The 25,533-nt window shown below is 57.1% G+C and carries 23 protein-coding genes; 12 read left to right on the forward strand and 11 right to left on the reverse strand.

What is annotated here, in order from left to right; all coding sequences use genetic code 11:
- Positions 1-3: 3 nt before the first annotated feature.
- The 3 genes from QN399_RS23975 to QN399_RS23985 all read right to left on the reverse strand — a co-directional run bounded on the left by QN399_RS23975 (position 4) and on the right by QN399_RS23985 (position 2,670).
- On the reverse strand, positions 4-885 hold the full coding sequence (locus tag QN399_RS23975; RefSeq protein ID WP_322177878.1) for a protease modulator HflC: 882 nt from the start codon (positions 883-885) through the stop codon (positions 4-6).
- Positions 882-1,916 (reverse strand): FtsH protease activity modulator HflK, encoded by a 1,035-nt coding sequence (gene hflK, locus QN399_RS23980; RefSeq protein WP_322177877.1) that lies wholly within the window; start codon positions 1,914-1,916, stop codon positions 882-884. Before hflK ends, QN399_RS23975 begins: the two co-directional genes overlap by 4 nt.
- A 277-nt stretch (positions 1,917-2,193) precedes the next feature.
- The gene (locus QN399_RS23985) at positions 2,194-2,670 is read right to left on the reverse strand and encodes a WbuC family cupin fold metalloprotein (RefSeq protein ID WP_322177876.1); all 477 of its coding nucleotides are present in this window, start codon (positions 2,668-2,670) and stop codon (positions 2,194-2,196) included.
- A gap of 514 nt (positions 2,671-3,184) precedes the next feature.
- Here QN399_RS23985 and QN399_RS23990 point away from each other — a divergent pair.
- On the forward strand, positions 3,185-3,928 hold the full coding sequence (locus QN399_RS23990; protein ID WP_330201802.1) for a hypothetical protein: 744 nt from the start codon (positions 3,185-3,187) through the stop codon (positions 3,926-3,928).
- A 35-nt stretch (positions 3,929-3,963) separates the two neighbouring features.
- Here QN399_RS23990 and QN399_RS23995 read toward each other — a convergent pair whose 3' ends face one another.
- Positions 3,964-5,391 carry a HAMP domain-containing sensor histidine kinase gene (locus QN399_RS23995; protein ID WP_330201803.1) on the reverse strand — a complete coding sequence of 476 codons (1,428 nt, stop codon included), beginning with the start codon at positions 5,389-5,391 and terminating at the stop codon, positions 3,964-3,966.
- On the reverse strand, positions 5,381-6,046 hold the full coding sequence (locus tag QN399_RS24000) for a response regulator transcription factor (protein ID WP_322278347.1): 666 nt from the start codon (positions 6,044-6,046) through the stop codon (positions 5,381-5,383). Before QN399_RS24000 ends, QN399_RS23995 begins: the two co-directional genes overlap by 11 nt.
- A 151-nt stretch (positions 6,047-6,197) precedes the next feature.
- Here QN399_RS24000 and secF point away from each other — a divergent pair, with 151 nt between their 5' ends.
- The 7 genes from secF (at position 6,198) to QN399_RS24035 (ending at position 14,142) form a co-directional block, all read left to right on the forward strand.
- Positions 6,198-8,747 carry a protein translocase subunit SecF gene (secF, locus tag QN399_RS24005; RefSeq protein WP_322177871.1) on the forward strand — a complete coding sequence of 850 codons (2,550 nt, stop codon included), beginning with the start codon at positions 6,198-6,200 and terminating at the stop codon, positions 8,745-8,747.
- Between the two features lie 175 nt (positions 8,748-8,922).
- Entirely contained in the window at positions 8,923-9,276 is a 354-nt protein-coding gene (locus QN399_RS24010; RefSeq protein WP_322177870.1) for a cupredoxin domain-containing protein, read from the forward strand.
- Positions 9,277-9,297: 21 nt separating this feature from the next.
- A complete protein-coding gene (locus QN399_RS24015; protein ID WP_322177869.1) occupies positions 9,298-10,146 on the forward strand; it encodes an FTR1 family protein in 849 nt (282 codons plus the stop codon).
- Between the two features lie 132 nt (positions 10,147-10,278).
- Positions 10,279-10,578 (forward strand): metal-sensing transcriptional repressor, encoded by a 300-nt coding sequence (locus tag QN399_RS24020; protein ID WP_322177868.1) that lies wholly within the window; start codon positions 10,279-10,281, stop codon positions 10,576-10,578.
- A 7-nt stretch (positions 10,579-10,585) separates the two neighbouring features.
- The gene (locus QN399_RS24025) at positions 10,586-11,719 is read left to right on the forward strand and encodes a nickel/cobalt efflux protein RcnA (RefSeq protein WP_322177867.1); all 1,134 of its coding nucleotides are present in this window, start codon (positions 10,586-10,588) and stop codon (positions 11,717-11,719) included.
- 201 nt (positions 11,720-11,920) lie between these two features.
- The gene (locus QN399_RS24030; RefSeq protein WP_322183026.1) at positions 11,921-12,484 is read left to right on the forward strand and encodes a GNAT family N-acetyltransferase; all 564 of its coding nucleotides are present in this window, start codon (positions 11,921-11,923) and stop codon (positions 12,482-12,484) included.
- A gap of 284 nt (positions 12,485-12,768) precedes the next feature.
- Complete coding sequence (locus QN399_RS24035; RefSeq protein ID WP_322278343.1) at positions 12,769-14,142, forward strand: diguanylate cyclase; 1,374 nt, start codon at positions 12,769-12,771, stop codon at positions 14,140-14,142.
- 98 nt (positions 14,143-14,240) lie between these two features.
- Here QN399_RS24035 and can read toward each other — a convergent pair whose 3' ends face one another.
- On the reverse strand, positions 14,241-14,882 hold the full coding sequence (gene can / locus QN399_RS24040) for a carbonate dehydratase (RefSeq protein ID WP_322177865.1): 642 nt from the start codon (positions 14,880-14,882) through the stop codon (positions 14,241-14,243).
- A gap of 153 nt (positions 14,883-15,035) precedes the next feature.
- Between can and QN399_RS24045 the strand changes: the two genes are divergently transcribed.
- A complete protein-coding gene (locus tag QN399_RS24045; protein ID WP_322177864.1) occupies positions 15,036-15,443 on the forward strand; it encodes a serine kinase/phosphatase in 408 nt (135 codons plus the stop codon).
- Between the two features lie 3 nt (positions 15,444-15,446).
- On the opposite strand, the gene rimI is transcribed toward QN399_RS24045, so the two are convergent.
- The gene (gene rimI / locus QN399_RS24050) at positions 15,447-15,899 is read right to left on the reverse strand and encodes a ribosomal protein S18-alanine N-acetyltransferase (protein ID WP_219063424.1); all 453 of its coding nucleotides are present in this window, start codon (positions 15,897-15,899) and stop codon (positions 15,447-15,449) included.
- Between the two features lie 22 nt (positions 15,900-15,921).
- Entirely contained in the window at positions 15,922-16,716 is a 795-nt protein-coding gene (locus tag QN399_RS24055; protein WP_322177863.1) for an energy transducer TonB, read from the reverse strand.
- Between the two features lie 144 nt (positions 16,717-16,860).
- Between QN399_RS24055 and mksB the strand changes: the two genes are divergently transcribed.
- Genes mksB through mksF form a run of 3 tightly spaced genes read left to right on the forward strand, consistent with a single transcriptional unit; the run spans position 16,861 to position 21,675 of the window.
- Positions 16,861-18,138 carry an Mks condensin complex protein MksB gene (gene mksB, locus QN399_RS24060; RefSeq protein ID WP_322177862.1) on the forward strand — a complete coding sequence of 426 codons (1,278 nt, stop codon included), beginning with the start codon at positions 16,861-16,863 and terminating at the stop codon, positions 18,136-18,138.
- Positions 18,128-18,844: an Mks condensin complex protein MksE gene (gene mksE / locus QN399_RS24065; protein WP_322177861.1), complete on the forward strand. Its 717-nt coding sequence runs from the start codon at positions 18,128-18,130 to the stop codon at positions 18,842-18,844. The genes mksB and mksE overlap by 11 nt, the downstream gene beginning before the upstream one ends.
- Positions 18,841-21,675, forward strand: a complete 2,835-nt coding sequence (mksF, locus tag QN399_RS24070) for an Mks condensin complex protein MksF (RefSeq protein WP_330201804.1) — start codon at positions 18,841-18,843, stop codon at positions 21,673-21,675. Before mksE ends, mksF begins: the two co-directional genes overlap by 4 nt.
- A gap of 52 nt (positions 21,676-21,727) precedes the next feature.
- Here the strand turns inward: mksF and QN399_RS24075 are convergent, their stop codons facing one another.
- Genes QN399_RS24075 through QN399_RS24085 form a run of 3 tightly spaced genes read right to left on the reverse strand, consistent with a single transcriptional unit; the run spans position 21,728 to position 25,305 of the window.
- Entirely contained in the window at positions 21,728-24,028 is a 2,301-nt protein-coding gene (locus QN399_RS24075; RefSeq protein ID WP_322278338.1) for an MlaD family protein, read from the reverse strand.
- Complete coding sequence (locus QN399_RS24080) at positions 24,021-24,644, reverse strand: paraquat-inducible protein A (RefSeq protein ID WP_322177858.1); 624 nt, start codon at positions 24,642-24,644, stop codon at positions 24,021-24,023. The genes QN399_RS24075 and QN399_RS24080 overlap by 8 nt, the downstream gene beginning before the upstream one ends.
- On the reverse strand, positions 24,631-25,305 hold the full coding sequence (locus tag QN399_RS24085) for a paraquat-inducible protein A (RefSeq protein ID WP_322177857.1): 675 nt from the start codon (positions 25,303-25,305) through the stop codon (positions 24,631-24,633). The genes QN399_RS24080 and QN399_RS24085 overlap by 14 nt, the downstream gene beginning before the upstream one ends.
- Positions 25,306-25,533 lie beyond the last annotated feature (228 nt).

Here is a 25,533-nt window from a genome sequence, read left to right on the forward strand (position 1 = left end):
TCTTTACTTCACGGTGGTCGCGGCAGGACCCGTGCGAAATTGCTTCAGGAACTCAGCGTCCGGCGTCAGCACCAGCGTCGGCTGACTCTCTGCCAGTGCCTGCCGGTAGGTCTGCAGCGAGCGGTATAGCTTGTAGAACGCAGGGTCTTTGCTAAACGCGGCCGACAGAATCTGGTTGGCATCAGCATCCGCTTCACCGTGAGTAATCGCAGCCCGGCGCTGGACCTCCGACAACAGGACCGTACGGTCCCGGTCAGCTTTGCCCTGGATCTGTTGCGCCCATTCAAAGCCCTGTGCACGCAGCTCCTTTGCCTCGCGCTGACGCTCGGATTTCATCCGGTCATAGATCGCCTGACTGGCCTCGAATGGCAGGTCGGCACGGTGTAGACGCACCTCGCTCACTTCGATCCCGAGTCCCACAGCCTTGCTGGCTACGTCCTTCTCGATGGTGGCGACTTCTTGCTGGCGTTCCGGCGACAACAATGATCGCAACGTCACCTGACCCAACTCACGCCGCAACGAAGAACTGACCATTTGCGTCAGTTGTGCGCTGGCCTGGTCCAGCGTACCCACCGCCTGGTAGAAGCGCAGCGGGTCGCTGATGCGAAAGCGCGTGTAGGTCTCGACCTCAATGCGTTTCTGGTCGCCCAAAATCACCTGCTCGGCCGGCGAGGTCAGTGTCTGCAACCGGCTGTCGTAGAACACCAGAGAGTCGCTGAACGGAACCTTGAACTTCAGGCCGGGCTCACCGGCCACGCCCATCGGCGCGCCGAAGCGGATAATTAACGCCTGCTGCGTTTCGTCGACAACATAGACCGACGATGCCAACACCCATAACGTAACGATGCCGACTCCGGCGATCAGCCATTTGAGCGCGGGGTTCATGGTTTGGCATCCTTCTGAACAGACTTGCCTGGGTCGGATAGCGGCATATAAGGCACCACGCCGGACATACCCTTTCCAGACGAATCGATGATGACCTTGGAGGCCTTCTTCAGCACCTCATCCATGCTCTCCATGTACAAACGCCAGGCAGTAACGTCCTTGGATTGCACATAGCTGTTGTAAACAGACAGAAAACGCTTGGCCTCACCCTCTGCCAGGTTGCCAACCTGCGACTTGTAGGCCTCGGCATCCTGTGTGATGCGCGCCGCATCGCCTCGCGCACGAGGGATCACATCGTTGGCGTAGGCCTCTGCTTCGTTACGGGCGCGCTCCTGATCCGCGCGTGCGCGCTGCACATCGTTGAAGGCATCGATAACCTGCGGCGGCGGATCGACCCGTTGCAGCTGAACCTGGGTGATGAGGATGCCAGCCTTCTCGCTGTCCAACAGCTGTTGCAGCAGTTCGCGTGTTTCATCCGCGATCTGCGCTCGTTTGTCGGACATGGCGGACTGGATCGGCGTGCGTCCAATGACTTCACGTAGCGCACTTTCGGCAATGATTTTTATCGAGCGCTCTGGATCGCTGATTTTGAACAGATACTGTCCAGCATCCTTGATTCGCCAAAAAACCGTGCAATCTGCCTCGACGATGTTCTCATCGCCCGTCAGCATCTGCTTGTCACGTGAACCGCTGTTACCCGTGGTGAGGGCACTGCTGGCGCTGCCTAGCTGCAGCTGATTGACTTGGGTAACCTTGGGCAGCAACACCGCCTCAAAGGGATAGGGCAGGTGGTAGTGCAACCCTGATTCGGTGGTGTCCACCCAACGACCAAAGCGCAACACTACGCCCTGCTCGTCCGGCTGCACTTTATAAATGCCCGACGTGACCCATGCCAAAGCGATGAGCCCACCGATCAATACCAAACCACGTCCCTGGAGGTCCAGAATGGCAACCCTGTAGTTGATCCGTTCACGCAGCGTGGAGAAGAGCCTGGCGGGTTCGGTCGAAACAGGAACAGGACTATCGGTCATGCAAGTGCTCCAGTCCGTCAAATGACGTGCGGACCTTACTTTTTGGGGGGTAGGGGTCGCCGAAGCCGCGCAGAATACCTGAACAGGCGACCGTCGTCACTGACCTGGATCATGCTAAAAATAGCCCTGAGCGGCGATGCGTTACACGGAAAAACAAGCGCTGCTGCGCCCGCTCTCCCCTGCGGACAAATCACCCGGCCCGCGCCGTCGTTTCCGACCAACCGGGCATTCACTGGCAGCCCGTGGGCCGGGCATCCGTCCGAAACGTACTCTTATCTTAAAGGCCGGGCAGACGCTGACCGATTTGTGCCGTGGCATAGCCGTCCAGAATCGCTGTCGCCAAAGGGCTGCCTTCGGCACCGGACCATGCGGCAAAGTCGGCTTCAGCTACGGGCATATACGGCCCGTGCTTCACTTCAAAGATCACACCGCCCTCATCCAGAGAGAGCACCGCATGCCAGCAGCCAGCGGGAATTTCCAGTACCGCACAGTCTTCGCCCAATACCGTGCGCTCGATGACGATACCCGCGTCGTCGAAAGTCAACACCACAAACCGACCGCGCAAGGGATAGAGCAACTCCCAGGTATGGGGATGACGCTGGGCACGTACGTAGGTGCCTGGCTCCATGGCGATAGCCAGGCGCTGGATCGGGTCAGCCAATTCCTCGTGCAGGTTGCGGTTAGCGCGCAGGCGCGGGGATTGCTGGGCTTGGGCACCTAGCGCGTCCAGGTCAGCCGGGGTGATCTGTTTCATTTGAGGTTACCGATAGAGGTAAAACGTGATTGAGGCCCCGTCCGCCTGTGCGCACAAAAGCGGCATCATCTGCCGGGGCGTGGTTGGAGGCCATTAGACACTATTCAGCGGCCGTCACGCACGCGAGCTGCTGTGTGCACAGCTCAGCGCAACAATATTTTTCGGCACGGCCAGCATAATGTTTAGTAGCTGCTACGCTAAATTTCGGCCCCCTGAGCACGCTCATGAAACGGCGATGCACGTGGGAAGCCTCAAAGTGTAACTGCCAGACGACGGATTGCGCGTTGTCTGGAAGGTCGGTGTGGCCTCTGTTCTCACGGACGACAAGCTTTGCTACACCGGTAATTGAATAGTTTAAAAGCGCTGAACGAATCGACGCACTATTAAACGTGCCCTCGGCATTATCAACCGTGCGCTACCCACGCGAGAGTGGGCATCACCCAACGCCGTTATCCATGTTGTGATGAGTGCCTACGAACGCCCCTTCTATTTCAAGAAAGTCGGGAATGTAGCCATGCAATACACAACGTTTTCAGATGAACAGATAAAGTCTCTCATTGAGGCGATCGATCTCAACGGTTATGCCGTGTTACCCGGCTGGGCGACGAGCGCAGAGCTGACCCAATTACAGGCCTTGGTCACAGACGCCGTCGTAGCGGCGGGTAACAACTACGTTGCCCTGACCGGGCACCAAGCTGTTGCCGGTTCGCTCCTGGACGAATGGGGCCGCTCCCCGTACTTCGTCGATCTATGCAAGCGTATCGTTACAGCCGCGACGGGGGAACATTCAACCGAGCAGCGTCTGTATCAGGTGTTGCGTTGCCTGACCGGTGAGCAAGGTCAACGTGAGTCCTCGATTTTCCACTACGACTCCTTCGTACTGACCACCATCATGCCGGTCTGTATGCCGGATAATCCTGGCGATTTAATCATGCTGCCAAACCACCGCCCCCTCCGGAAAACCTATGCCTTTAACCTGCTCGACAAGCTGCGCGTCGATAACCGCTGGGCACAACGTCGGCGGCTAAAGGAGTACACGAAGCACCCCGAGCGGTTCACCCGAGTCCACATGCGACCGGGCGACCTCTACCTGTTCTGGGGCTACCGTTCGCTGCACACCAATCTACCGGCTGACCCGGATGCCTTGCGCGCAACCGCTATCTTCCACTACCACAACCAGCATGCAGACAGCTCCCTCGCTGACCGGATACGTCGATCAGTTGCCTATATCAAGCCGAATCAACCCGTGCCGATGTAAGTGGTCAGGAGCAGTTTTCCTAATGCATTCCGGGATTAGCCGGCCAGGAACTGCGACGTCTTCAGCCATAACGTCACGCAGGTGCCCGAATATTTGACACTTTGCACACTCATCCGCCCACCCAGTTGTTCAACGATGCGTTTGGCGTGGGCAAAACCAAGGCCGAATGAGCTTCCATCCGAGCGTGCAGTATCCGCTCGGAAGAAGACCTGCCCTAACTGCTCCAGATCCGTCGAGGTCATACCCATGCCGTCGTCCTCGACCGACAATTGCCAATCGCCGTCCGGCGACGCGCTCAACTTCACCCATACATGACCTTGATCCGCCGTGTACTTGATCGCGTTGTCGACCAGGTTTCCAACCACCACTTCCCACTGTTCAAGCGAGCCGGGCGTCTCGTAACGTGCGCCTGCGTCAATCTGCACAGAAAGCGCCACGTTTTTGGCCTGAGCCTGCCGCTGCCAACGGGCGGCTACAACGCGAACGACATCATCCAGCCGACATTCACTATTGATCCCGGCGATTTGGGCGCCGTCCAGTCGTGCCAGGTCCATTAGCGCCGACGACAACCGTTTCAAGACCTGCATCTCCGCCAGAACATCTCGGCAGGTGTCCGCGTAGTCTTGCGCCTCACGGGGGCGCATGAGAATAACCTCCAATGCAGATGTCACTGCGGCAATGGGCGTTTTCAACTCATGAGACGCGTTGGCAATGAACAGACGCTGGTTTTCCAGAACAGTCCGCACCGCATGCACCATCTCGGCATAGCTGTCGAACAGCAGCTTTTCCTCTGCCGAATGAGGTGTAAATACCACGCGCTGAGTAAACTCAGGGGGTTTGAGCAAGCGTAACTGCCGCGAAAAACTGCGCAGATTTCGTGTGGAATAAGACACCACCAGAAAACTACCCAGTGCCGTCAGCAGCAAAATACCAATCGCCGCCAGGGTGGCCAGCCGTTTGAACTCACTCACAGCATCGAGCATGGGCTGAGCATTGAGTGCCACGGTGACCGTCGTCTGAAGGGTGGTTGCCCCGGACTGACGCTCTATCTGCCCGCTTTGAACCAGCCATTTGCCAAACTCAGTGCTCAGCAACCGGGATGCTTCGCCTGTCACCTTCAAGGTCGTCATGCGCTGGCGCAAGGTGTTGCGGATTTTCTCAGAGGGGCCTTGGGACTCAAAAATCGGAGGTCCTGCTTCGCCCCCCGCGATAAAATAGACGTCACGGTCACGATCCAGCTCTTGCGCAAACTCGCCGCTGCGCTGATAAACCAGTTGGCCTGCCTTGGGGAGGATAAGCGCCTCGATGACATCTGACTGAATATCCAGATGATGGCGCAACTCATTCAGCCGAGCCGCCTCCACCCAATGGCTCAACCAAAGGACACTCAGCGCCAACACGCTCGCCTGCACCACGAATAACGTAATCGTTATTTTGATATTCAGCGAAAGCTTAAGCCACACGAAGTGTGAACCCCTTGCCGCGCAAGGTTTCAATCTCTATGCCCGACCCCATCAGTTTTCTGCGCAGGCGCGCGAGCAGCACATCAAGGCTATTGCTGTCCGGCTCCATGTCCAGGGAGTACAGCAAACCGGTGATCGCGGTGCGTTTGACCAACTGCCCGGCTTTACTGGCAAGGGCCACGAGCAGGTCATACTCCTTGCCCGTCAGCACCAAGGGGGTTTGGTTGATCGTCACGCTCATGGTCGCAAGGTCGATGTTCAGGCCTGCCAGTTCCAGTAACGTTGCCCCACGAGCAGTGGATCGCCGGTAAAGCGCGTTGACCCGGGCAATCAGCTCGACCATGTCGAAAGGCTTGACCAGATAATCATCGGCCCCCTGATCGAGACCTTCGACTCTGTCACGCAAATCGCCCTTGGCGGTGACCATGATGATGGGCACTTCTCTTGCCTGCGCACGCACCGTCTTGACGAAATCCAGGCCCGACAACTTGGGCAACATCCAATCGAGCACGATCACGTCGTACTCGCTGGACTCGACGAAATAGAGTGCCTCCTTGCCATCCAGGGCGAGATCGACCACCCAGCCCCCCTCTTCGAGACCACGCCTGACGCTCTTGCCGAGCAGTACATTGTCCTCGACCACAAGCGCCTTCATCGATCACCTCGCCTTATCGTTCGCGACACGCTACCGCATTCGTACTTAGCCATAAAGTCGTCCCCTTTGCGTCGCTTTCTATCGTTAATGATCCATTCATTCGCACCTCAATAGACTGCCCGGCAATTACGCATGTCCGGGTACAACGATCATGACTCAATCGAAACAACGTATTTTGTTTGTGCTGCTGGTGGGCCTGCTGGCCACCTTGATCAGTTTGTCGTTCGCGCCCCTTGCTTCAAAGGTGCGATTCGGCCTGGAGTTTCGCGGAGGTTATGAGATTTATTACGTTGTTACGCCGCAGCCAGGCAAGCAGACGCTGTCCAAACAGGATGTACTCAATACCGTCGACATCCTGCGCCAACGGGCCGACAGCATTGGCATGTCTGAGCCTGATATCCGTCTCGAGGGTGAAGACCACATCCGCGTGAAGCTGGCGGGACTGACGTCGGCGGATGAGTCGCGCTCACTGCTGGGCGACACCCACGGGCTACCGACGGTACTCACGGAAAAATACACCCAAACGGTCGGGAGCGTCCTTGGCAAGACGGCTCTGACTGAAACCATGACCGCTGGGGTTATCGGTATCGCCTGCATCTTCCTCTTGCTGCTGGTGCTGTACCGAGGGGCCGGGCTGATCGCCGCATTCTGCACCGTCGTCTACCTGTGGCTGCTGATCATTCTGTTCAACGCATCACACGCGACCCTGTCGCTTTCTGCGGTAGTCGCCTTTGTCTTGGGGATCGGCATGGCGGCGGATGCAAGCATCATTTGTTTCGAACGCACCCGCGAACAGCTCGCGCGGGGCCATGACCTGAGAACAGCGGTGGTGATTGGCTTCAACGGATCATTCCCGACCATTCGCGACGCCAATCTGGTCACTGCGCTGGCAATGATCGCATTGTTTGCCGCAGGCATCGGGCCGGTCCAGGGATTCTCGCTGACCTTGCTGGCAAGCATCGTGATCAGTATTTGCACCAACTATTTCCTGGTGCGCACGCTGACCTTGTGGCTGGTGGATTCGGGTTGGTTGCCACGGACCTGGTTGATCGGTAGCGGCAAGCCGCGCAACGCGCGCAAACACTTTTTCGGCTTCGTAAAGTTCGGCAAAACAGCAATCCTTCTTTCGGTGCTGACCATCGCCAGTGGTGCGCTGTATTACCGTGCGCACGGACTCAATCTGGATATCGATTTCACGTCCGGCACTGCGCTGGATATCGACATTGATCGCCCGACAACCCAGAGCGACGCCACACAGATCATGACCGCTGCCGGGATCGTTCCGGCGACGCTGGCGGTAGGTGGCGCGCAGAACGAACACATAGCGGCCCGCTTCGATGAAGTCCTCAAGCCCGCTGAGTTGAAACAGGTCATTTCAGCCTTCCAGGCGAAATACCAGAAGGTCGAGTATGAAGAGAATACGGCGGACCCAGGCATCGCACGCGACTTCGCGACCCGTGCAATCTATGCCGTCCTGGCCGCATTCATCAGCATTACCCTGTACATCGGGCTTCGGTTTTCCTGGGCCATTGCCGTGGCCACGGTCCTTCCGATCATCCTCGACCTGCTATTTGTCTCGGCAGTTTTCGCGCTCTTCAAGTTCGAAATCGATGTGACCTACGTTGCCGCGCTGCTGACCATCATCGGTTACTCGCTGAACGATAAAATCGTGATCTTCGGGCGCATCGTCGAGAACCTCAAACGGACCAATACCCCAGACGAAGCCTCCTTGTTGAGCATGGTCAATCAGAGCATCGAGCAAACTCTGGGGCGCTCCCTGTACACAGTACTGACCGTGGTGATGGCCTCGACCAGTCTTTATTTATTCGCCTGCGAACCGCTGCAAATGTTCTCGCTGGCATTGGTGATCGGGTTGATGTGCGGCGCGGTGTCGTCGATTTTCATCTCCAGCGCCCTCTGGGCCACGCTGCACAGTCGGTCCCTAAGCAGACCCGATAGGCGCTCAACCATTCCCCGCCTGACGTCGCGCCCCTTTATCAGCCTCCTGCTGGCCGTGGCCGTCATCGGGTTGGGCGGCTGGTTTTGGATACCGACACTCACCCCTCAAGCATCGCCAAGCGCTCAAACGCTAGTAACCACAGGCTCTCTAGGCGATCTCTCGTCCTTTTCAGCCATCGCCAGCGACATCCTTGCCAAAGTAAAAGCCGGTGACATCGCAGGGGGGAAAGCCCGCATCAAGGATCTGGAAAGCGCATGGGACGCCTCGGCCAAGCAACTTCAGGCACGCAGCCAGGAAGGATGGACATCGGTGGATAAATCCATTGATCGAGCCCTCGTGCAATTGCGCTCTGGTACCCCGGACAAGGCCGCCATTGATGAATCGTTGCAAACCCTGATCGCCAAGTTCGCAAGCCAACAAGGTCAGGTCGCAGCACGCGTGAGCACTGCTGGCGGTCCTCTGGGCGATCTCTCTGCCTACCGAAAAATCGTCTTGGACACCTCTGCGCTGGTCGATGCCGGTGACATGAGCGCTGCACGTTCACGCATTACCGATCTGGAAACGGCCTGGGACCAAGGCGAAGAAAAGCTTCAACCGATGAGCCCCAGTGACTGGACCGCTGTGGATAAGTCCATCGACCGGGCCTTGTCGCAACTGCGGTCCGGTAGCCCGGACCCTAAAGCCTGCGCCTCGGCCCTGACAACGCTACTCGCCAAAATCGACAGTAAAACGACTCACTGACCGCTCTGAAACGAAGCCCTTAACGCGTCAACGTCGCAGCCACCCTTGACCGGGGGAGCGCTGCAACGAAAGACGAACCGCTTGTTTTTAAGGTTTTTTTCACGCGATTTGAACGTATTTTTGACAAATGCGACGTCATATTGCCAAGATCCAATGATTAAACGGAATCAAACGCATGCAACTTCGTATTTCCAGTCTGGTCAAAACTGTCAGTGCTGCCGCCGCCCTCGCCTTTATTTCCATGGCTCAGCCCGCACTCGCCGCTGACGCGGAGGTTTCACTGGTCATCAAGGACCATCTGTTTTCACCGAATCCATTGGAAATTCCTGCCAACACGAAGGTCAAGGTCACCCTTGAAAACCGTGATCAAACCACCGCCGAATTTATGAGCGATGACTTTAAAGGTGGCAAGTTGGTGACGGGAGGCAAAACCGTGAGCTTTTTCATTGGCCCATTGAAACCCGGCACTTATGAGTTTCATGACGAGTACAAAGAAAGCATTTCGAAAGCTCGGTTGATCGTTAAATAACCCACTTCCGGAGTAAACCCCATGCTATCGACAGCGCTCATTGTTTTCAGGGAAATCCTCGAAGCTGCGCTTGTGGTGTCCATCATCCTCGCCGCCACCAAAGGCGTGTACCGCAGAGGTTTTTGGGTGGCGTGGGGCGTTGTGGGCGGCATTCTGGGCGCAAGCCTTGTGGCGGTCTTTGCTGACGCCATCAGCGCTTGGGCCTCCGGTGCCGGGCAAGAACTGTTTAACGCGGGCGTCATGTTTATCGCGGCGCTGATGTTGGCATGGCACAGCATCTGGATGAGCAAGCACGGGCGTGAGATGGCGGTACAGCTCACCGAGGTCGGTGAAGCCGTGAGCAGTGGAGACCGCGCGTTAAGCGGGATGGCCATCGTCGTGGCCGTCGCTGTGCTGCGCGAAGGGTCCGAAGCCGTGCTGTTTTTGTACGGGATCGCGGCCAGCGACCCAAACCAGACCTGGCAAATGTTAATGGGCGGATTGCTGGGCATTGCCAGCGGCGTGGCGATGGGTATTGCGCTCTACTTCGGTTTGCTACGCGTCGCGATGCGTCATCTGTTCAAGGTGACAAACGGGATGATTATCCTGTTGGCGGCAGGCATGGCGAGTCAGGGAGTAGCGTTTCTGGTCAGCGCCAACTGGTTGCCGGCGCTGGGAGAAACACTGTGGGACAGCTCTTGGCTGCTAAAAGAAAGCAGCATCGTTGGCAAAATGCTGCACACCCTTATTGGTTATAGCGCCCAACCCTCGGGGATTCAGGTACTGACGTATCTAGCGACGCTGATCATTATCACGGCGCTGGTTCGACGATCAGGTCGCCCCGGCAAGAAGTCTCTCCCGCTTAAAAATACAGGCTCAAGCCTTACCTGATTCGGTTCCCCGTCAGAATACCGATTCACCGTTTACGCAGCGTCCTCGCATTTTCAGAGTTTATCGGCAGGCTTACTTTATCCCCCCCGGGGGGATACTATGCCAGCACTCTGAACCAGGACGCCCATCGCCATGAGCGAAGATTTACACCCTCACCCTCACCCTCACACGCACCAGACTCATGATGCGATTGTTAAAAGGCTCAAAAAGGCCGAGGGTCATCTGCGCAGCATCATCACCATGATCGAAGATCAGCGGGCCTGCGTGGATATTGCCCAGCAGTTGCACGCCGTTGAGAAAGCGGTTTGTCAGGCCAAGCGAACGCTTATTCAGGATCACATCGATCACTGCCTGGAACACACCGTGGACGCACTTGCCAATGGGGCGCGTGCGCCACTGGAAGAGTTCAAGCAAATCACCAAGTACCTGTAGGCCTGTCATGCCAAATTTCGCTGAACTGCTGCAACAGGGTGGAACTCACGCCTGGCTGTATTTCCCGAGTGCCATCTTGCTGGGGGCATTGCATGGCCTGGAGCCAGGGCATTCGAAAACCATGATGGCCGCTTTTATCGTGGCCGTTCGAGGCTCCGTCAAACAGGCGATTTTGCTGGGTCTGGCGGCGACGGTTTCGCACACCGCAGTGGTGTGGCTAGTTGCTATCGGCGGTATGTACCTGGGCAAAGGACTGGATGCGCAAACCACTGAGCCGTACTTTCAGCTGGTCTCATCAGCGATGATCATCGCGATTGCCCTCTGGATGCTCTGGCGCACGTGGCGCGGCGAACAGATGTTCAAGTTCGAGCAAGATGGCGATCACCATCATGGAGCGCATGATCACCATGATGAAACTCATCGCATCGATACCGGCCATGGGCACATCGAACTGTCGATTTTTGAAGAAGGTACCCCACCACGCTGGCGGGTGAAATCGTTGAGCGGGCATGCATGGCCTGCTGCCGAGGTCAGTGTGTCGACGACGCGTACAGACGGACTGACCCAACAGTTCGCATTCGTCGATCGCGGCGACTACCTGGAGTCAGTGGCCGAAATCCCCGAGCCTCATCAGTTCAACGCGCGCTTGAGTCTGGGGCATGCCAGTCACACTCATGATTATGATCTGGACTTCCATGAGCATGAGCACGACCACGTTCACGCCGAGCTGGAAGGGCTGGAGCTATCGATAGACGGCTATCAGGATGCGCATGAACGGGCGCACGCCAATGACATTCGCAAACGCTTCACCCACCGCGAGGTCACCACACGTCAGATCATCATGTTCGGTTTGACCGGAGGCCTGATTCCTTGCCCGGCGGCCATTACCGTTTTGTTGCTGTGCCTGCAGGTTAAAGAGGTCGCTTTAGGCGGCGTGCTCGTTCTGTGCTTCAGCATCGGCTTAGCGATCACCCTGGTCAGCGTCGGTGTCGCTGCGGCCGTGGGTGCAAAGCAGGCGTCCAATCGCTGGCCGTGGCTGGGCGCTGTGGCGCGCCGCGCACCTTACCTCTCCAGCCTATTGATCATCGGTGTCGGTCTGTATGTGGGCATACATGGCTGGCTCGGACTCAGCGGGCAATAATCAGCGAAAGGCTGGCATGTGCCTGCACGCAAGCAGGCACGGGCCCATCAAATAGCCGCTCACCGCTTGTCAGCCGGGATCCTTCCCGGCATGGACTTTTGATCTAGATCAGTTGGCAATACCTTCCGAGGCGTACAAGAGGTTCAAAGTTCCACGCTTAGAGTCCCTCCCATTTCTTGCGACGGAAGCATCAACATGACCATAAGTCCAACAAGCAATGTCAGCGGCAGCGCCGCGTTTCCAAGCGTCAACGGTGAACACTGGATCGATTTGCTGAGCAACGGGACCCACATCCTGATCAGGCCGTTGGCACCGCATGACAGGGATCGCGAGTTTAACTTCATCAAAAAGCTCTCCCCAGAGTCGCGGCACTTTCGCTTTCTCGGTTCAATGAATGAACCCAGTATTGCCCTGCTCGATCAGTTGATGGACGTTGATAACAAAAAGCGGATGGCTTACGTCGCGTTGGCGCATAAAGATGGCGACTTGATCGAAATCGGTGTGAGTCGTTATGCCGCGCTGGAAGAGGAAGGGCAATGCGAATGCGCGGTCGTGATTGCCGATGACTGGCAAAATCTGGGCATGGGGACGTTACTCATGCGGCATTTAATCGACGCCGCACGGCGTAACGGTTTTGCACAGATGATATCGATTGACTCAACAAGCAATACTCACATGCATCAGCTGACTAAACAGTTAGGCTTTGAATGCCACCGAGATCCCATGGACGCGACCCAAGTCATTTACAAACTTGCATTGAAGTAACACCGCCCTCGCAGATAGCACGGTCGTTTCAAGGTAACGTGCTATCTGTCCCGGCCTCACCTATCATTTACCCCCTCAGGCCCTCCAACCACCAAGAGGGCCAGCGTCTCGAAACCTTCGAATCAACCTCCTGCCGTCACTCCATCATCAGTAGCGTGACGTGCTGGTAATCGGGTTCATCCCATTGAATTGAAATCACGCTATGCTTCGGCCACTATCTGTAGCAGCCTATCGGTATGATTCTCGGTCCTCGACCATTAATTTTTCCAGGCAAGCGCTTCTTTATGGAACAACCCTACCCACAGTTGAGCAACTTTGTTGACCTGATGCTCGACGCTGTCTGCGTGGTGGACTCTCAGGGCCGCTTTGTATTTGTGAGCGCTGCGTGTGAACGCATTTTCGGCTATACGCCCGAGGAAATGATCGGCCGGGTCATGATAGACATGGTGCTGCCCGAAGATCGAGCGCGGACGCTGCTGGCCGCCAGCGAAATCATCGGCGGGCAGCCTAAACCCCATTTCGAAAACCGTTATGTGCGCAAAGACGGGCAAATCGTGCACATCATGTGGTCGGCCCGCTGGTCGGAAGTCGATCAACTAAGGATCGGGGTTGCACGTGATATCACTGAGCGCAAACAGTCTGAGTCGGTACAAGCCGCGCTGTACTCCATTTCTGAAGCCGCCCACGCCGCCGAGGATCTGCCCGCCCTGTTTCATCGCATTCATCAGATCATTGGCGAACTGCTGCCCGCACTGAATTTTTCCGTGACGCTGTACGACGAAAAGAGTGACCAGTTGAGCTTTGCCTACCACGTGGATGAACAGGACCAGGCACCCGATCCACAAACAGTCACCGACTCTTTGAGTGCCGAGGTGATCCGCACCGGGCTCCCGCTGCTATTGACCCCCGAGACACTGACCACCTTTCCGGAATATTTACGCGCCGAGTTCGACACCGATTCGCTGTGCTGGCTGGGCGTACCGTTGCACTCGAACCGGGGCACTATCGGTGCTTTGGTGGTCAAGAGCTACTCAGGTGGCACACGCTATACCGTGAAGGATCAAGAGCTGTTGCAGTTCGTCTCCACTCAAGTCGCCGCCGCTATCGAGCGCAAACAACTGCACGCTCGACTGCAATACATGGCCCAATATGACCAACTGACCCAGTTACCCAATCGCGGACTGTTCCAGGATCGGCTGCAGACTGCACTCGCGATGGCCCGGCGCGAACAAGGCCAGTTCGCCCTGCTCTACCTCGATCTGGACAAGTTCAAACAGGTCAACGACACCCTCGGCCATGCGGCAGGCGATCAGTTACTGCAAGAAGTGGCACAGCGCCTAAAACAATGCGTGCGCGAAACCGATACGGTTGCGCGCATCGGCGGTGACGAGTTTCTGGTGCTGCTGCACAACATCCAGTTACCGGAGGACGCCTTGCGGGTGGCTGAAAAAATCCATCGCGAGCTTAGTCACCCGCTGAACATGGAAGGTCAAGGCTTGTGTACTCTGCTGAGCATCGGGATCGCGCTCTACCCCGAACATGGCATAGAAGAGAAACAGCTGCTCAAGCACGCCGATGAAGCCATGTATTTCGCGAAAAGGAATGGCGGTAATCACTTCCGTACGAAGGCCGAGCCTAGCCCGTGCGATGCCGAGTGACCCACGACGTGCAGCCGCCGACTGGCTCGGTGCTGGCTCAGCCACCACTTTAAAAAAAGCGGATACAAGGCGACTCAAGGAATGAGTCGCCTTGCCTTTCATTCACCCAGCGGACGAAGCCGGTATTGCGGCGGCAGCTGCTCGAAACCGGTGATGGTCGCGTTCAGGCTTTTCCAGCGGCCATCCTTAATCCCGTAGATGCAGCCGTGAATCGACAGGCTCTGCCCCCGATGCCAGGCATTTTGCACAATGCTGGTGTGGCCGACATTGGTCACTTGCTGGATCACGTTTAGTTCGCACAGCCGATCAACACGCTCTTCTTCAGTTGGCAGCAGGGCCAAGGGGACGCGGTTTTCGTAATACAAATCGCGGATCGAACGCAGCCAGCCATCGATCAAGCCAAGCTGGCGATTCTGCATCGCTGCACGTACGCCGCCACAGCCATAGTGGCCAGTGACGAGGATATGTTTGACCTTGAGCACGTCCACCGCGTACTGAATCACCGACAGGCAATTAAGGTCAGTGTGCAGCACAACATTGGCGACATTACGGTGTACGAACAGATCGCCCGGCAGCATGCCGACGATTTCGTTGGCTGGCACGCGTGCATCAGAACAACCGATCCACAGGTATTCAGGCGCTTGCTGGCGGGCCAGTTTGGCGAAAAATTCCGGGTCTTTCTGCTTGATCGCGTCGGCCCAGCGCTCGTTGTTATCAATCAGATCTTGTAGTTCGTTCATGCGTTGAAGCCTCGAAAATGATGCCCAGCTTTGACTGGCGCCCGGCTGTCTGGGTCACGCTTATGTGCCACTACTTTTGCTGAGGATACAAAAGGAATCTTCATCGTTGCGGCCGGTCAATCTTTATAAGGCCCCAAAACATGAGGAATTGCCATGACTGAATCACGCCGCCCTTACGGTGCCCCACAGCCTGAACCGATCGATGACAATGAAGACCGTATGGGCTCGATGGAAGAATTGCACTTCGATGAAGAGGAGGACACCGGTCGCATCGGCGATCTTGTGCCAGAAAACGAACTCGAACATGAGTTCCCGGACAAGCGGGTTCGTGAAGCGGGGATGACCGGCGCGTCGACCCCGGATCACCACTCTACCGACGATGACCTGGACCCGGAAAACATGATCGACGAAGATGGCGCACGTTCAGCTAATGAAGCTGGCGAAAACCGCCCTACCGACTGGGATTTGAGTGTCGTCGATGAAGATGACATCGGGGGTGGTGATGGCCTGGATGAAGCCGAACTGGCTCGCCACGATCCGCTCGACGGCAAGCCAGAGTAACGACTATTCAAACAGGGTGCAGGCCATGACCAGCGCGTCTTCGCTCCCGCCGACCGCAGGGTAATAATCCCGACGGCGGCCCACCTCGTTGAAGCCGTAGCGCTCATACAGGCGATAGGCTGCTTGGTTACTCGCGCGCAGCTCGAGGAAACATTCGCGGCCGTTCATCTGGTAGGCCCGCGACATCAGGTGTTCCAGCAAGCGCAGGCCCAGACCACGGCCCTGGCTTTCTGGCTTGACGGTGATATTGAGCAGGTGCGCTTCGTCGATAATGACATTGATCACGCCGTGGCCGACTTGCTGGGCGCCTTCGAACATCAGCCATATTTCGTAGGATTTGAGCCCGTCGAGAAAGATGCCTCGGGTCCAGGGATGGCTGAACGCCGCGTATTCGATTTTCAGTACAGCGTCCAGGTCCGCTTCGGTCATCGGGCGGAAAGTTACAGCGTCGCTCATTGAGGGGCTCTTTATTGAAACGTCAGTCATCAATCGTTTTCCAGCGTGTCATCAGCCGACGCATGGCTTGCCAGACATCGGCCTTGCGTTGCGGCTCATCCATTAATAATTCCAGACCGGGCAGCGCCCAGGCACTGCCCAGACCGTCGATCTGCAATTCTTGATTGTAGGACTCGGCAGTGGCTTCGCCAGCAAATCGCACCGCAGGCAAGCCGATCAGCCACAGGCATGCACACGGCTCATCTTCCAGTCGGGCGAGGACAAATCCCTGCACGAAATCACGCGCGGCTGCGGGGCCCTGGTCCAATTGACCACGGACCAACAATGGCCAACGCACCGGCTCGCCAATGATTTGCGGGCTGTCAGGCAGACCGGCGGCACGCAACATGTCCTTGAGCAACATATAGGACGGGTCGCGACTCTGAAATGCCTCGCCTGTGGGTAACTCGACCAGCACCAGGCAACGCCCGGCCCGCAGCAGTTGCAAGGCAAAGCGTGGAGGAGGAACGGCAACGGCCTTGATTGGTGCTGGTGCAGCGACCTCTGCGTCGGCCACGGCACCATTTCGGGTGCTGGAAAGCGACGGACGGGGCACTTCGATTTTCGGCCGCTCGACTACCGGACGCGCAACAGGCGTGGCGACTGGCGTAACAGCGACGGCGGGCGCAGGCGAAGCAACAGCCTGTTCGACCGGCAACGGCAAGGGCCCGAGCAATTCCGGGCGTGAAGGTGCGGCAAAGGGCAGTTCGGTGCGCGGCAGCCAATTGACCACCTGCATGGCAGTCATATAAGCGCGGCGGCGGGACTCATTAAGCAAAGGTCAGCCACCTGTGGATAAGTTAAGTCGGCGATTCTACCGCCCTTCGCCGATTCCCGCCGCAGTTGATCGCCCGGAGGTGAAATCTCAGGTAGCCGATGCAGTACAATCGCTGCTTTTATTTGCCAACCAACCGGCCTTCCCATGATCGAACCTAAGCGCGTATTGCGCGCCCTTGCCGAACACTGGGCGCTCCTTGAGCCACTGTGCGAACACTTCGACCAAGGCACCTTGAGCCTGAGCGAACTGCGCCTGCAACTGGCCGCCCAGCAACTGGATAGCACGCCACAAGACATCACCAGCCTGCTGGACGTGTGGATTCGTCTGGATATTCTGGTTCCGGTAGCTAAAAGCCCTAACCGTTTTGAACTGAACGCACAAATCCATGACTTTCTGTCCTATCTCCGGCGTGAACATCGCCTTGGCCTGTGTCTGGAGATCGAAGCCTATCTACGCCATCTGGAGCGTCTGGCAGGCTATATCCAGGACGCTTTCGACATCCGCGATGCCAACGACCTGGCGCGGCAATTGCGTCTGCTGGACATGCGTGTGCGCGATGTTCTGAAAAAGCTGGCCAATGATGAGCAGGCGCTGGTCGCCGTGGCTGACCGGGCCAAGACCAGTGACCGGCAGATTCCGCTGCGTCAGCGCTATGCCGAGGTGCTGGCGACCTGGGACGAGTACATCGAACCGATGATCCAGTTGGTCAACGCCGACGGGGCGTTCGAACAGGGCGTGCGCAAGGTGGAAAATGTTCTGCTGCGCCTGCTCACCGAACAGCAGCGCCTTGGCCATCTGGTCGATGACGACATGTTGCTGCGTACCCACGCACGCATCCTGGAGATGCAAACCAGCGCTCAACTGACCCTGCGTCACGCCCGCGAGCTGCTGTTGCCGCTGCGTGAGGAAGCCCGCCGGCATAACGCAGTCACCCGTGGTGCGGCGCTGGCGCTTTCTGCTATCCGCCGTAAAGGGCTGGATGCCGTGCCGCAAGCGGCTATGTCGATGTTCACTCGACCACAAAGCACGTTCCTGGGCAGCGCCAGTCAGGTTGAAGCCTATGTGTATGCCTTGGCCCGCTTCGAACCGAAACCGGCGAAATTCCCCAAGGCCAACGTCACACGCAAAGGCGAACCGCCCCGCGCACCCCGCACGGTCAAAGAAATGCTGGAGCGCTGCGAAGACGCCCTGCCGATGCCGGATTTGATGGTTTGGCTGTTGGAGCAAGAACCGGACGGCGCCACCGACGAATTGCTGTACTGGTTCTCGCGCCTGTCGCGGGACAAGCGTTTTACCCGTGAGCGCCTTGAACGTCGCGATTACAACACGCAGGAGCATCAGGTCAGCCTGCGCTCCTTCGCCCTGCTCTCTAGCCGAGACGAGCACCTAGAGAATTCCGCGAGCACCCCTCATGCATCTTGATCTATCCGAACTGTCCCAGCTGGCGCCGATTTTTCGCGAGCTGTTCAAGGGTTACCACATCAGCCGCCGCGACCCGGAGCTGTATGCGCAGCTGTCCAATTGCCAGGACCAGTACCGAACGCTGTTCAAGGCCCTGGGCTTTGAACTGGTCTGCGACACCCGCGGTTTCTATTACTTCGTCCCGGAAATGGCCGCCGCACAGGTGAACAAGACCGCGCAACGCCTGGCGCTGTTCACCTTCATCATCGTCGAGCACTTGGCCGATCAGGGCCGCGACCCGGTCGCAGTGCTCGACGGCGGTAGCCTGGGCCGTGATGAGCTGCCTTCGTTGCTGGAAAAATACCGCGACCTGTTTGTGCAAGCCGAAGTACAAACCCAGGAAGAGCTGGAAGAGAAAATCATGCGCCGCATGACCCAGCTCGGTTTCGCCAACGAAGAAAACGGCATCTACCGATTCCTGCCGCCGATGCACCGTTTCCTCGACGTCTGCCTATCGGTGCAACAGGACCGTGATCTGGCGGCCAGCCTGCACAGCGTGTTGCCACTGCCCACGCCGATCCTGATTGACGATGACAGCGACAGCGACGAAAAACTCCTGAAAACCGATGACCCGCTGGATCTCGCCGAGTTCGACGAACCTGAAGAAACCGAAGCGCAGGCGTTGGCCCGGGCCATTGCCGCCGAGCAACAGGAGATGGACGCATGAGCCAGGAACGTTATGGCATCCGCCGCTTTGCCCTGCTGAACACGGCTGGCTACAGCCTCGGTCTGTTCCCGCTGGAACACCCCTTGTCGGTGTACGGCGCGAACAACCTGGGCAAAAGCGCCTCGATCAACGCCCTGCAATTCCCGATTCTGGCGCGCATGTCGGACATGAGTTTTGGCAAGTACAGCCTGGAACAGTCGCGGCGCTTCTATTTCGCCTCCGACACCAGTTACATCCTGGTGGAAGTCTCGCTGCCCCACGGCCCGCATGTGATTGGCGTGGTCGGACGCGGACCGGGCGGTGGGTTCGGTCACCAGTTTTTTGCTTACGCTGGCAAACTGGACCTGGCGCACTATCAGAAAAATGACACCTGCTTGCGGCAAAAAGAGCTGTTCAGCAACCTGGAAAGCCACGGCCTGAAAGCCTATGAGCTGAAGCCCGATGAACTGCGTCGCCTGCTGGTGGGTGGTCATACGTCGATCCCGCTGGACCTGACCCTGATCCCGCTGCGCTCCACCAGCGAACAGAGCCTGAAGACCTTCCGAGCCTTGTTCATCAACTTGCTGCATATGCGCGAAATCACGGCGGCGAAACTCAAGCAGTTGTTCCTCGATGCCTTTGAACACAGCTTGCGGTCCGGCAGCGTTGATTACATCGCCGCGTGCGAAGAAGCCTTCCGCGACGTACGCCGCATGGAACAGGACTACAACGCACTGGTTCTCGCCGGTCCACTGGTCGAAGCCCTGTCCTCTGGGGTCAAGCAGCGGGAAGTACTACGCGGCAAACTGCACCGACTGTCACCGCTGCTCGATTCGCTACTGGGCACGTGGCAGGACTATTCCAACGCGCGCAAAGAAGAGCTGGTGATCCAGGCCGAACATTACCGAAACGAGCAGGACTCGCTGCAAAACGATCAGCGTGGCGGGACTCAGGAGTTGATGCGCCTGGAGCGAGAAATCAGCGGTATTCAGCGCTGGATCGGCGAGTTGTCGGTACTCAAGCATCGTTTTGCGCTGGTCGATGACGTCAAGGTCTTGGAGCAGCAATTGCTGGCAGCCAAGGATGCTCACGATGAACTGGCCGGTGCGCAGGCCCAGTCCCGGCAGTTCAGCGCCGAGGACCTGGATGAACGCCTGCGCGATCTGGAAAAACGCCTGAAGTCGGTCAAGCAACAACTCGATCACGCTGACAACAACAGCTATGCCCGCTTGCGCGAAGAGTTCTCGCAGCCAGATGTCGAGCGGTTGATGCGTTTGTTCAACAGCGCGCTATTCAGCCTGCCACTCGGCGAGCAGGGTATTGCACTCGATGATGGCGACGCGTGGGTCAAATCACTGGAGCTGATCCTCGACAGCTTTAAAGGCGAGCGCTTCGAAGTCCCGGGCCTGACGATCAATCTTTCCCACATTGAACCGCCCGCGCTGCAAGCCCTGGCTGACCGTGCGGCACTGCGTGATCAGAAAGAACGTCTGGAAAAAGAACTCAAGCAGCTGAAAGTCCAACAGGCCGTTGCCTCGGACCGGGCGGCGAGCAAAACGCAGACCGAAGCCCTGTACCAGCAGGTATTGGACGCGCAAAAAGCGCTGGAAGACTTCCGTCGCAGCCAGACGTTGAATGCGGAAGAGCCGGAGAAACTCGAACAGCTGGCGCAAATGGAAGCCGCGCAGGACGAGCTCAAACGCTCCAGCGATGCTTTCACCGAACGTGTGCAGCAGCTCTCCGCCAAGCTGCAACTGGTCGGTCGGCAGATCGGCGACATGGAAGCCAAGCAACGCACGCTGGATGACGCCCTGCGTCGTCGTCAGCTATTGCCTGCAGATATGCCGTTCGGTACGCCGTTCATGGAACCGGTGGATGACTCGCTGGAGAACCTGCTGCCGCTGCTCAATGACTATCAGGACAGCTGGCAGGGTTTGCAGCGCAGCGATGGCCAGATTGAAGCGCTTTACGCTCAAGTGCGCCTCAAGGGTGTAGCCAAATTCGACAGTGAAGATGACATGGAGCGTCGCCTGCACTTGCTGATCAACGCCTACGCGCATCGCCAAGACGAGGCACTTACTCTGGGTAAAGCACGGCGTGCAGCAGTGACCGACATCGCCCGGACCTTGCGTAATATTCGCAGCGACTACGACAGCCTTGAGCATCAACTGGCGCTGTTCAACCGCGAGATCAACAAACGGCAGGTGTCCAACCTGGCGAGTTTCCGCATCGTTCTGGCGCCGAACAAGGAAGCACTCAAACACATCGACCAGATCATCCATAGCGCTGGTCAGTACGAAGAAGGCGAAACGCTGTCGGTATTCGACCTCAGCCAAAGTGCCGATCAGGACAACAAGAACGAAGAGGCCAAGGAATATCTGGCACGGTTGGTGGCGGCTAACCACAACCAACTCGGCCTGAAGGATTTGTTCGAACTGGCCTTCGAAATCACCAAGGTCAACGGCCAACCCGTGATTCATACCGATATCGATGGTGCGGCGTCTAACGGTACGACCATGACCATCAAAGCGCTGACCAACATGTATTTGTTGCTGCACTTGATGGATCGCGATCAAGCCGGGCGCATTCGTCTGCCTTACTACCTCGACGAAGCGGCCGACATTGACGAGAAAAACCAGGCCGCCTTGCTGGAGACCAGTTTGCAGCTAGGCTTTGTACCGATTCTGGCCAGCGTCAAACCCCAGGTCTCGGCACACGTTGCGATCGATCTGGAAGGCGGTAGCGGACCTAACGGCATTTACATCGACGAGGCCGACTGGAAATACATCCGTCGCCATGACGAGGTGAAAGCAGTGGCGGCAGATCCTGAAGCAGAGACCGTGCTGGCCTGATGTGCAGCTGAAGAAGCCAACGCGGTGTGCCTGGCACACCGCGTTGACTGCTCTACTTCCCGAGAGAAATCTTGGGCGCCCACTGCAGCCATTCATCCTCGGCTTTGTCGAACAACGGGAAGGTTTGCTCAGGTCGCGCCTGACTCCCCATGCGCTCCCCCTCCGGCGTGGCAAACGCGATGCCGCCATCGATCAGCGTCTCCAGCGACTCCGTACGGACGGTCGCACCTCTGAACAAGCCGAAGTCAACGCCAAAGCCACTGCTGTTCCAGAAACGACTGCCGCCCCGAACCAACGACGCATAACGCGGCTCGATCAGGATGTGGATCAATACACGATCAGCCGTCTGGCCCAATTCGTAGCTCATGACCTTGCCTACTGTCACTTCACGGTAAGTCACCGGCACACCCGGCTTGATTGAGCCACGACGTGGCGCGCTCAGGACCACACTCAATCCCTCGTCACGTGCGGAAGCATTCGGAGGGGCCTTCAACGCAACAAAGCTTTTCTGCGGTCCCGTGCTTTTGCTGGCCGGCAACACTTCCAGGTATTGGCCGGTGACCAAAGTCTCGAGATTCGAGGTTTTGATCAATCCCACTTCTGGCTTGACCACCCAAAACTCGGTGCCCACACGGGCGATTTTGTCGGGTACTTCGGTGATCCGCGCCGTCAGCATCACCGCCTGTAGATCACTGGTCAGATCGACGTCTTCGACCTTGCCGACATCCAGACCTTTATAGCGGATTGCCGTACCGGGATGCAGACCGTCTGCACGGTCGACTTTGATCGTGATTTCGGTCCCGCGCTGTGTGGCCAGATCACGGCTGGCAAACAAGCGGAAGCGAGGGATACGTTTTTGCAGCGGCGATTTGGCCAGCGGCGTTTCAAAGGATATGCCCCCCGCCATCAAACTTTGTAGGGACTCGCTTTTGACCTCAATACCCGATAACCCCCCCTTCAGTGTGATGCCGCTGACATTCCAGAAGCGAGTCGAGCCATTGACCAGATTTTCGTATTCCTTCTCGATATGTACGCCGAGCACGACTTGTTTCTGGTCGCGGGAGAATTGATAGCTCTGGATTGAGCCGACCTTAACCTGCTTGTAAAGGATAGGACTGCCGACATCCAGCGAACCCAGTGTGTCGCTGAACAGCACCATATGCAGACCTGGCGAGCGCAGGTCCAGTGGTGGTGCCTTGGCTCTGGCGACGAAATCGCGTCTGGGCGGCGAACCTAGATCGCCGGGACGAACCGCGATGTAGTTACCTTTGACCAATGCCTCCAAACCCGTAATGCCCGCCAGCGAAATTGAGGGTTTGACTACCCAAAACTGGGTGCCTTCCACCAGATAGTCTTCAGCCAAAGGGTCCAGGGCCAATTCGACCGTAGCGCTGGAAAGATCGGGATCGACCTTGAGCGTTTTCATGTTGCCGACCTGAATACCCTTGTACATCACGGGCGTACGGCCGGCCTGCAAACCTTCGAAGTCGCTCAGCTTGAGCTTGACCCGTATCCCGGCTTGAGCGGCGTCAAAATCCTCATACAGACGAAAAGGCAGACTGGGGTCGGTGGGTGGGCTGTCTTTTCGGTGCTCTGGCGTAGCGAAGGCAATACCGCCAGCAACGATGCTGGCCAGCGACTCGCTGCGCACCTTTACTCCAGACAGATTGGCGTCGATGCTAATGCCGCTGGCGTTCCAGAAACGTGTGTGTTTACGCACTAGATTGGCGTAGGTCGGCTGGATGTAGACTTTAATCTCGACCGTGCCTTGGTCTTCCGACAGGACATAGCTTTTGACCTGCCCAACCTGGATCTGCTTGTAGAACACCGGACTGCCTCGATTCAACGAACCCAAACGGTCGGCCTTGAGGGTCAGGTGCAGCCCCGGCAATCTGTCCGAGAGCGGTGGTGCCTCTGCCAACGCTTTGAACTTGCGTGTTGGCTCACCATCGCCAGGGCTTGCGGCAATGTAGTTACCCGACACCAAAGTTTCCAGACCGGTGATCCCTGCCAACGTGATGCTCGGTTTTACCAGCCAGAAACGGCTGTTGGCCCGCAGGGACGGTTCGACCTCTTTGTTCACTTCAATGGTTGCAATAACGCCTTTTGTATTGCCTTCATCATCTAACGTCAAGGCCTTGACCTTGCCGATCGACATGCCTTTGTAGACCACTTCGGTCTTGTTGGCCTGGATGCCTTCGCCACTTTCAAAACGCACCTCAATCTCGATGCCTGACTGGCTATATGCCCGCCAGCCGAGCCACCCGCCAATGATCAACGCAATCAAGGGCAGTATCCAGATCGCAGACCAATTGGACGCAGGGCGGGTTTTAGCGGTAGGCAAATCACTCATGGTCGTCATCCGACTCCGTGTTGTCCCAAATAAGTCGGGGATCAAAAGTTACTGCGGCGAGCATCGTCAAAATCACCACACTGGCAAAAGCGACTGCGCCAAGATTAGCTTCGACACTGGCGATGCGGCCAAAATTCACCACAGCCACAAGAATGGCGATCACGAATATGTCCAACATAGACCAGCGACCGATGAACTCAATGAAGCGGTACATGATGATGCGCTGTTGCGCCGATAAGGGCTGACGACGCTGTACCGAGAAAAGCAGTAGGCCCAGACCGATCAATTTGAACGTGGGCACTAGAATACTGGCTACGAACACCACGATGGCAATGGGGTACATCCCATGTTGCATCAGTTGAATGACGCCTGACATGATGGTCGAGGGATCACCCTGCCCCAATGAGCTGACTGTCATGATCGGCAACATATTGGCAGGGATGTACAAAATGGCCGCAGTCACCAGCAATGCCCACGTGCGCTTCATGCTGTCAGGGCGACGAGGGTGTACCTGCGCTCCGCAGCGAGTACACGTCAGGTTGTCATTGTCCGGGTCAGCTTTGTTGAGTTCATGGCATTCCGCACAAATCAGAATCCCGGCATCAATCGCCCGCATGTGCATCTCCACCTGATAACGCCTGCCAAATCTGGTGGGGCGACATGGTCACTTCAAGCCAGACCTGAACCAACAACAAGCCGATAAAACATAGCAGCCCCACGCCCAGAGTCAGCTCAGCGAGGTCGGAAAGCTTGACCAGCGCGACCAGCACGCCCATGAGATACACCTCAAGCATGCCCCAATCACGAAGGTGATGATAAATACGGTAGAGCAGCAGGCCAAAGCTCCGGCCAACATTCAAACGAATGCTCAGCAACACAGACAACTGACAGAGCAATTTGAGTAACGGGATACCCATGCTGCACAGAAACACCACCGCTGCGACGCCTTGCATGCCGGTATCGAATAATCCCAGCACGCCCGTCCAAACGGTGTCTTTCGAGGTTTGGCCCAGGAGATTGAGATGCATGATGGGCAAAAAGTTCGCGGGTATGTACAGCAATAATGCCGCGATCACTAATGCCAAGCTGTGCTGAACGACATTGTGCCTTTGGGCATAAAGCTCGTAGCCGCAGCGCACGCACTGAGCTTTTTCGCCGCGGGACAACACGGGCTTGCGCATGAGCAGATCGCATTCATGACAAGCCACCAAATCATCGAGCGGCAACTCATCTAGCGGCACTTGGGCCAGGCCGCTGGAGTTGGCTTGATCGGGCATAGAACTGGAGACTCAAAGACGAAAGGATAGCGGCCCATTCTAGTGGTCTACCCAAAAAATAGCCGCGCAAATTTTTTACCGCATGCGAGTACAGGTTCCGATGCGAGCGGACTAAGGCCTTTTTGATGGGGAGGATGTTTTCTCCGCGCATAAACAAAACCCCTGTTTGCGTAAGCAAACAGGGGTTTCGGAATTTAATCTTGACGATGACCTACTCTCACATGGGGA

This window comes from Pseudomonas sp. 10C3 (assembly GCF_036346185.1).
Classification (GTDB): Bacteria; Pseudomonadota; Gammaproteobacteria; order Pseudomonadales; family Pseudomonadaceae; genus Aquipseudomonas.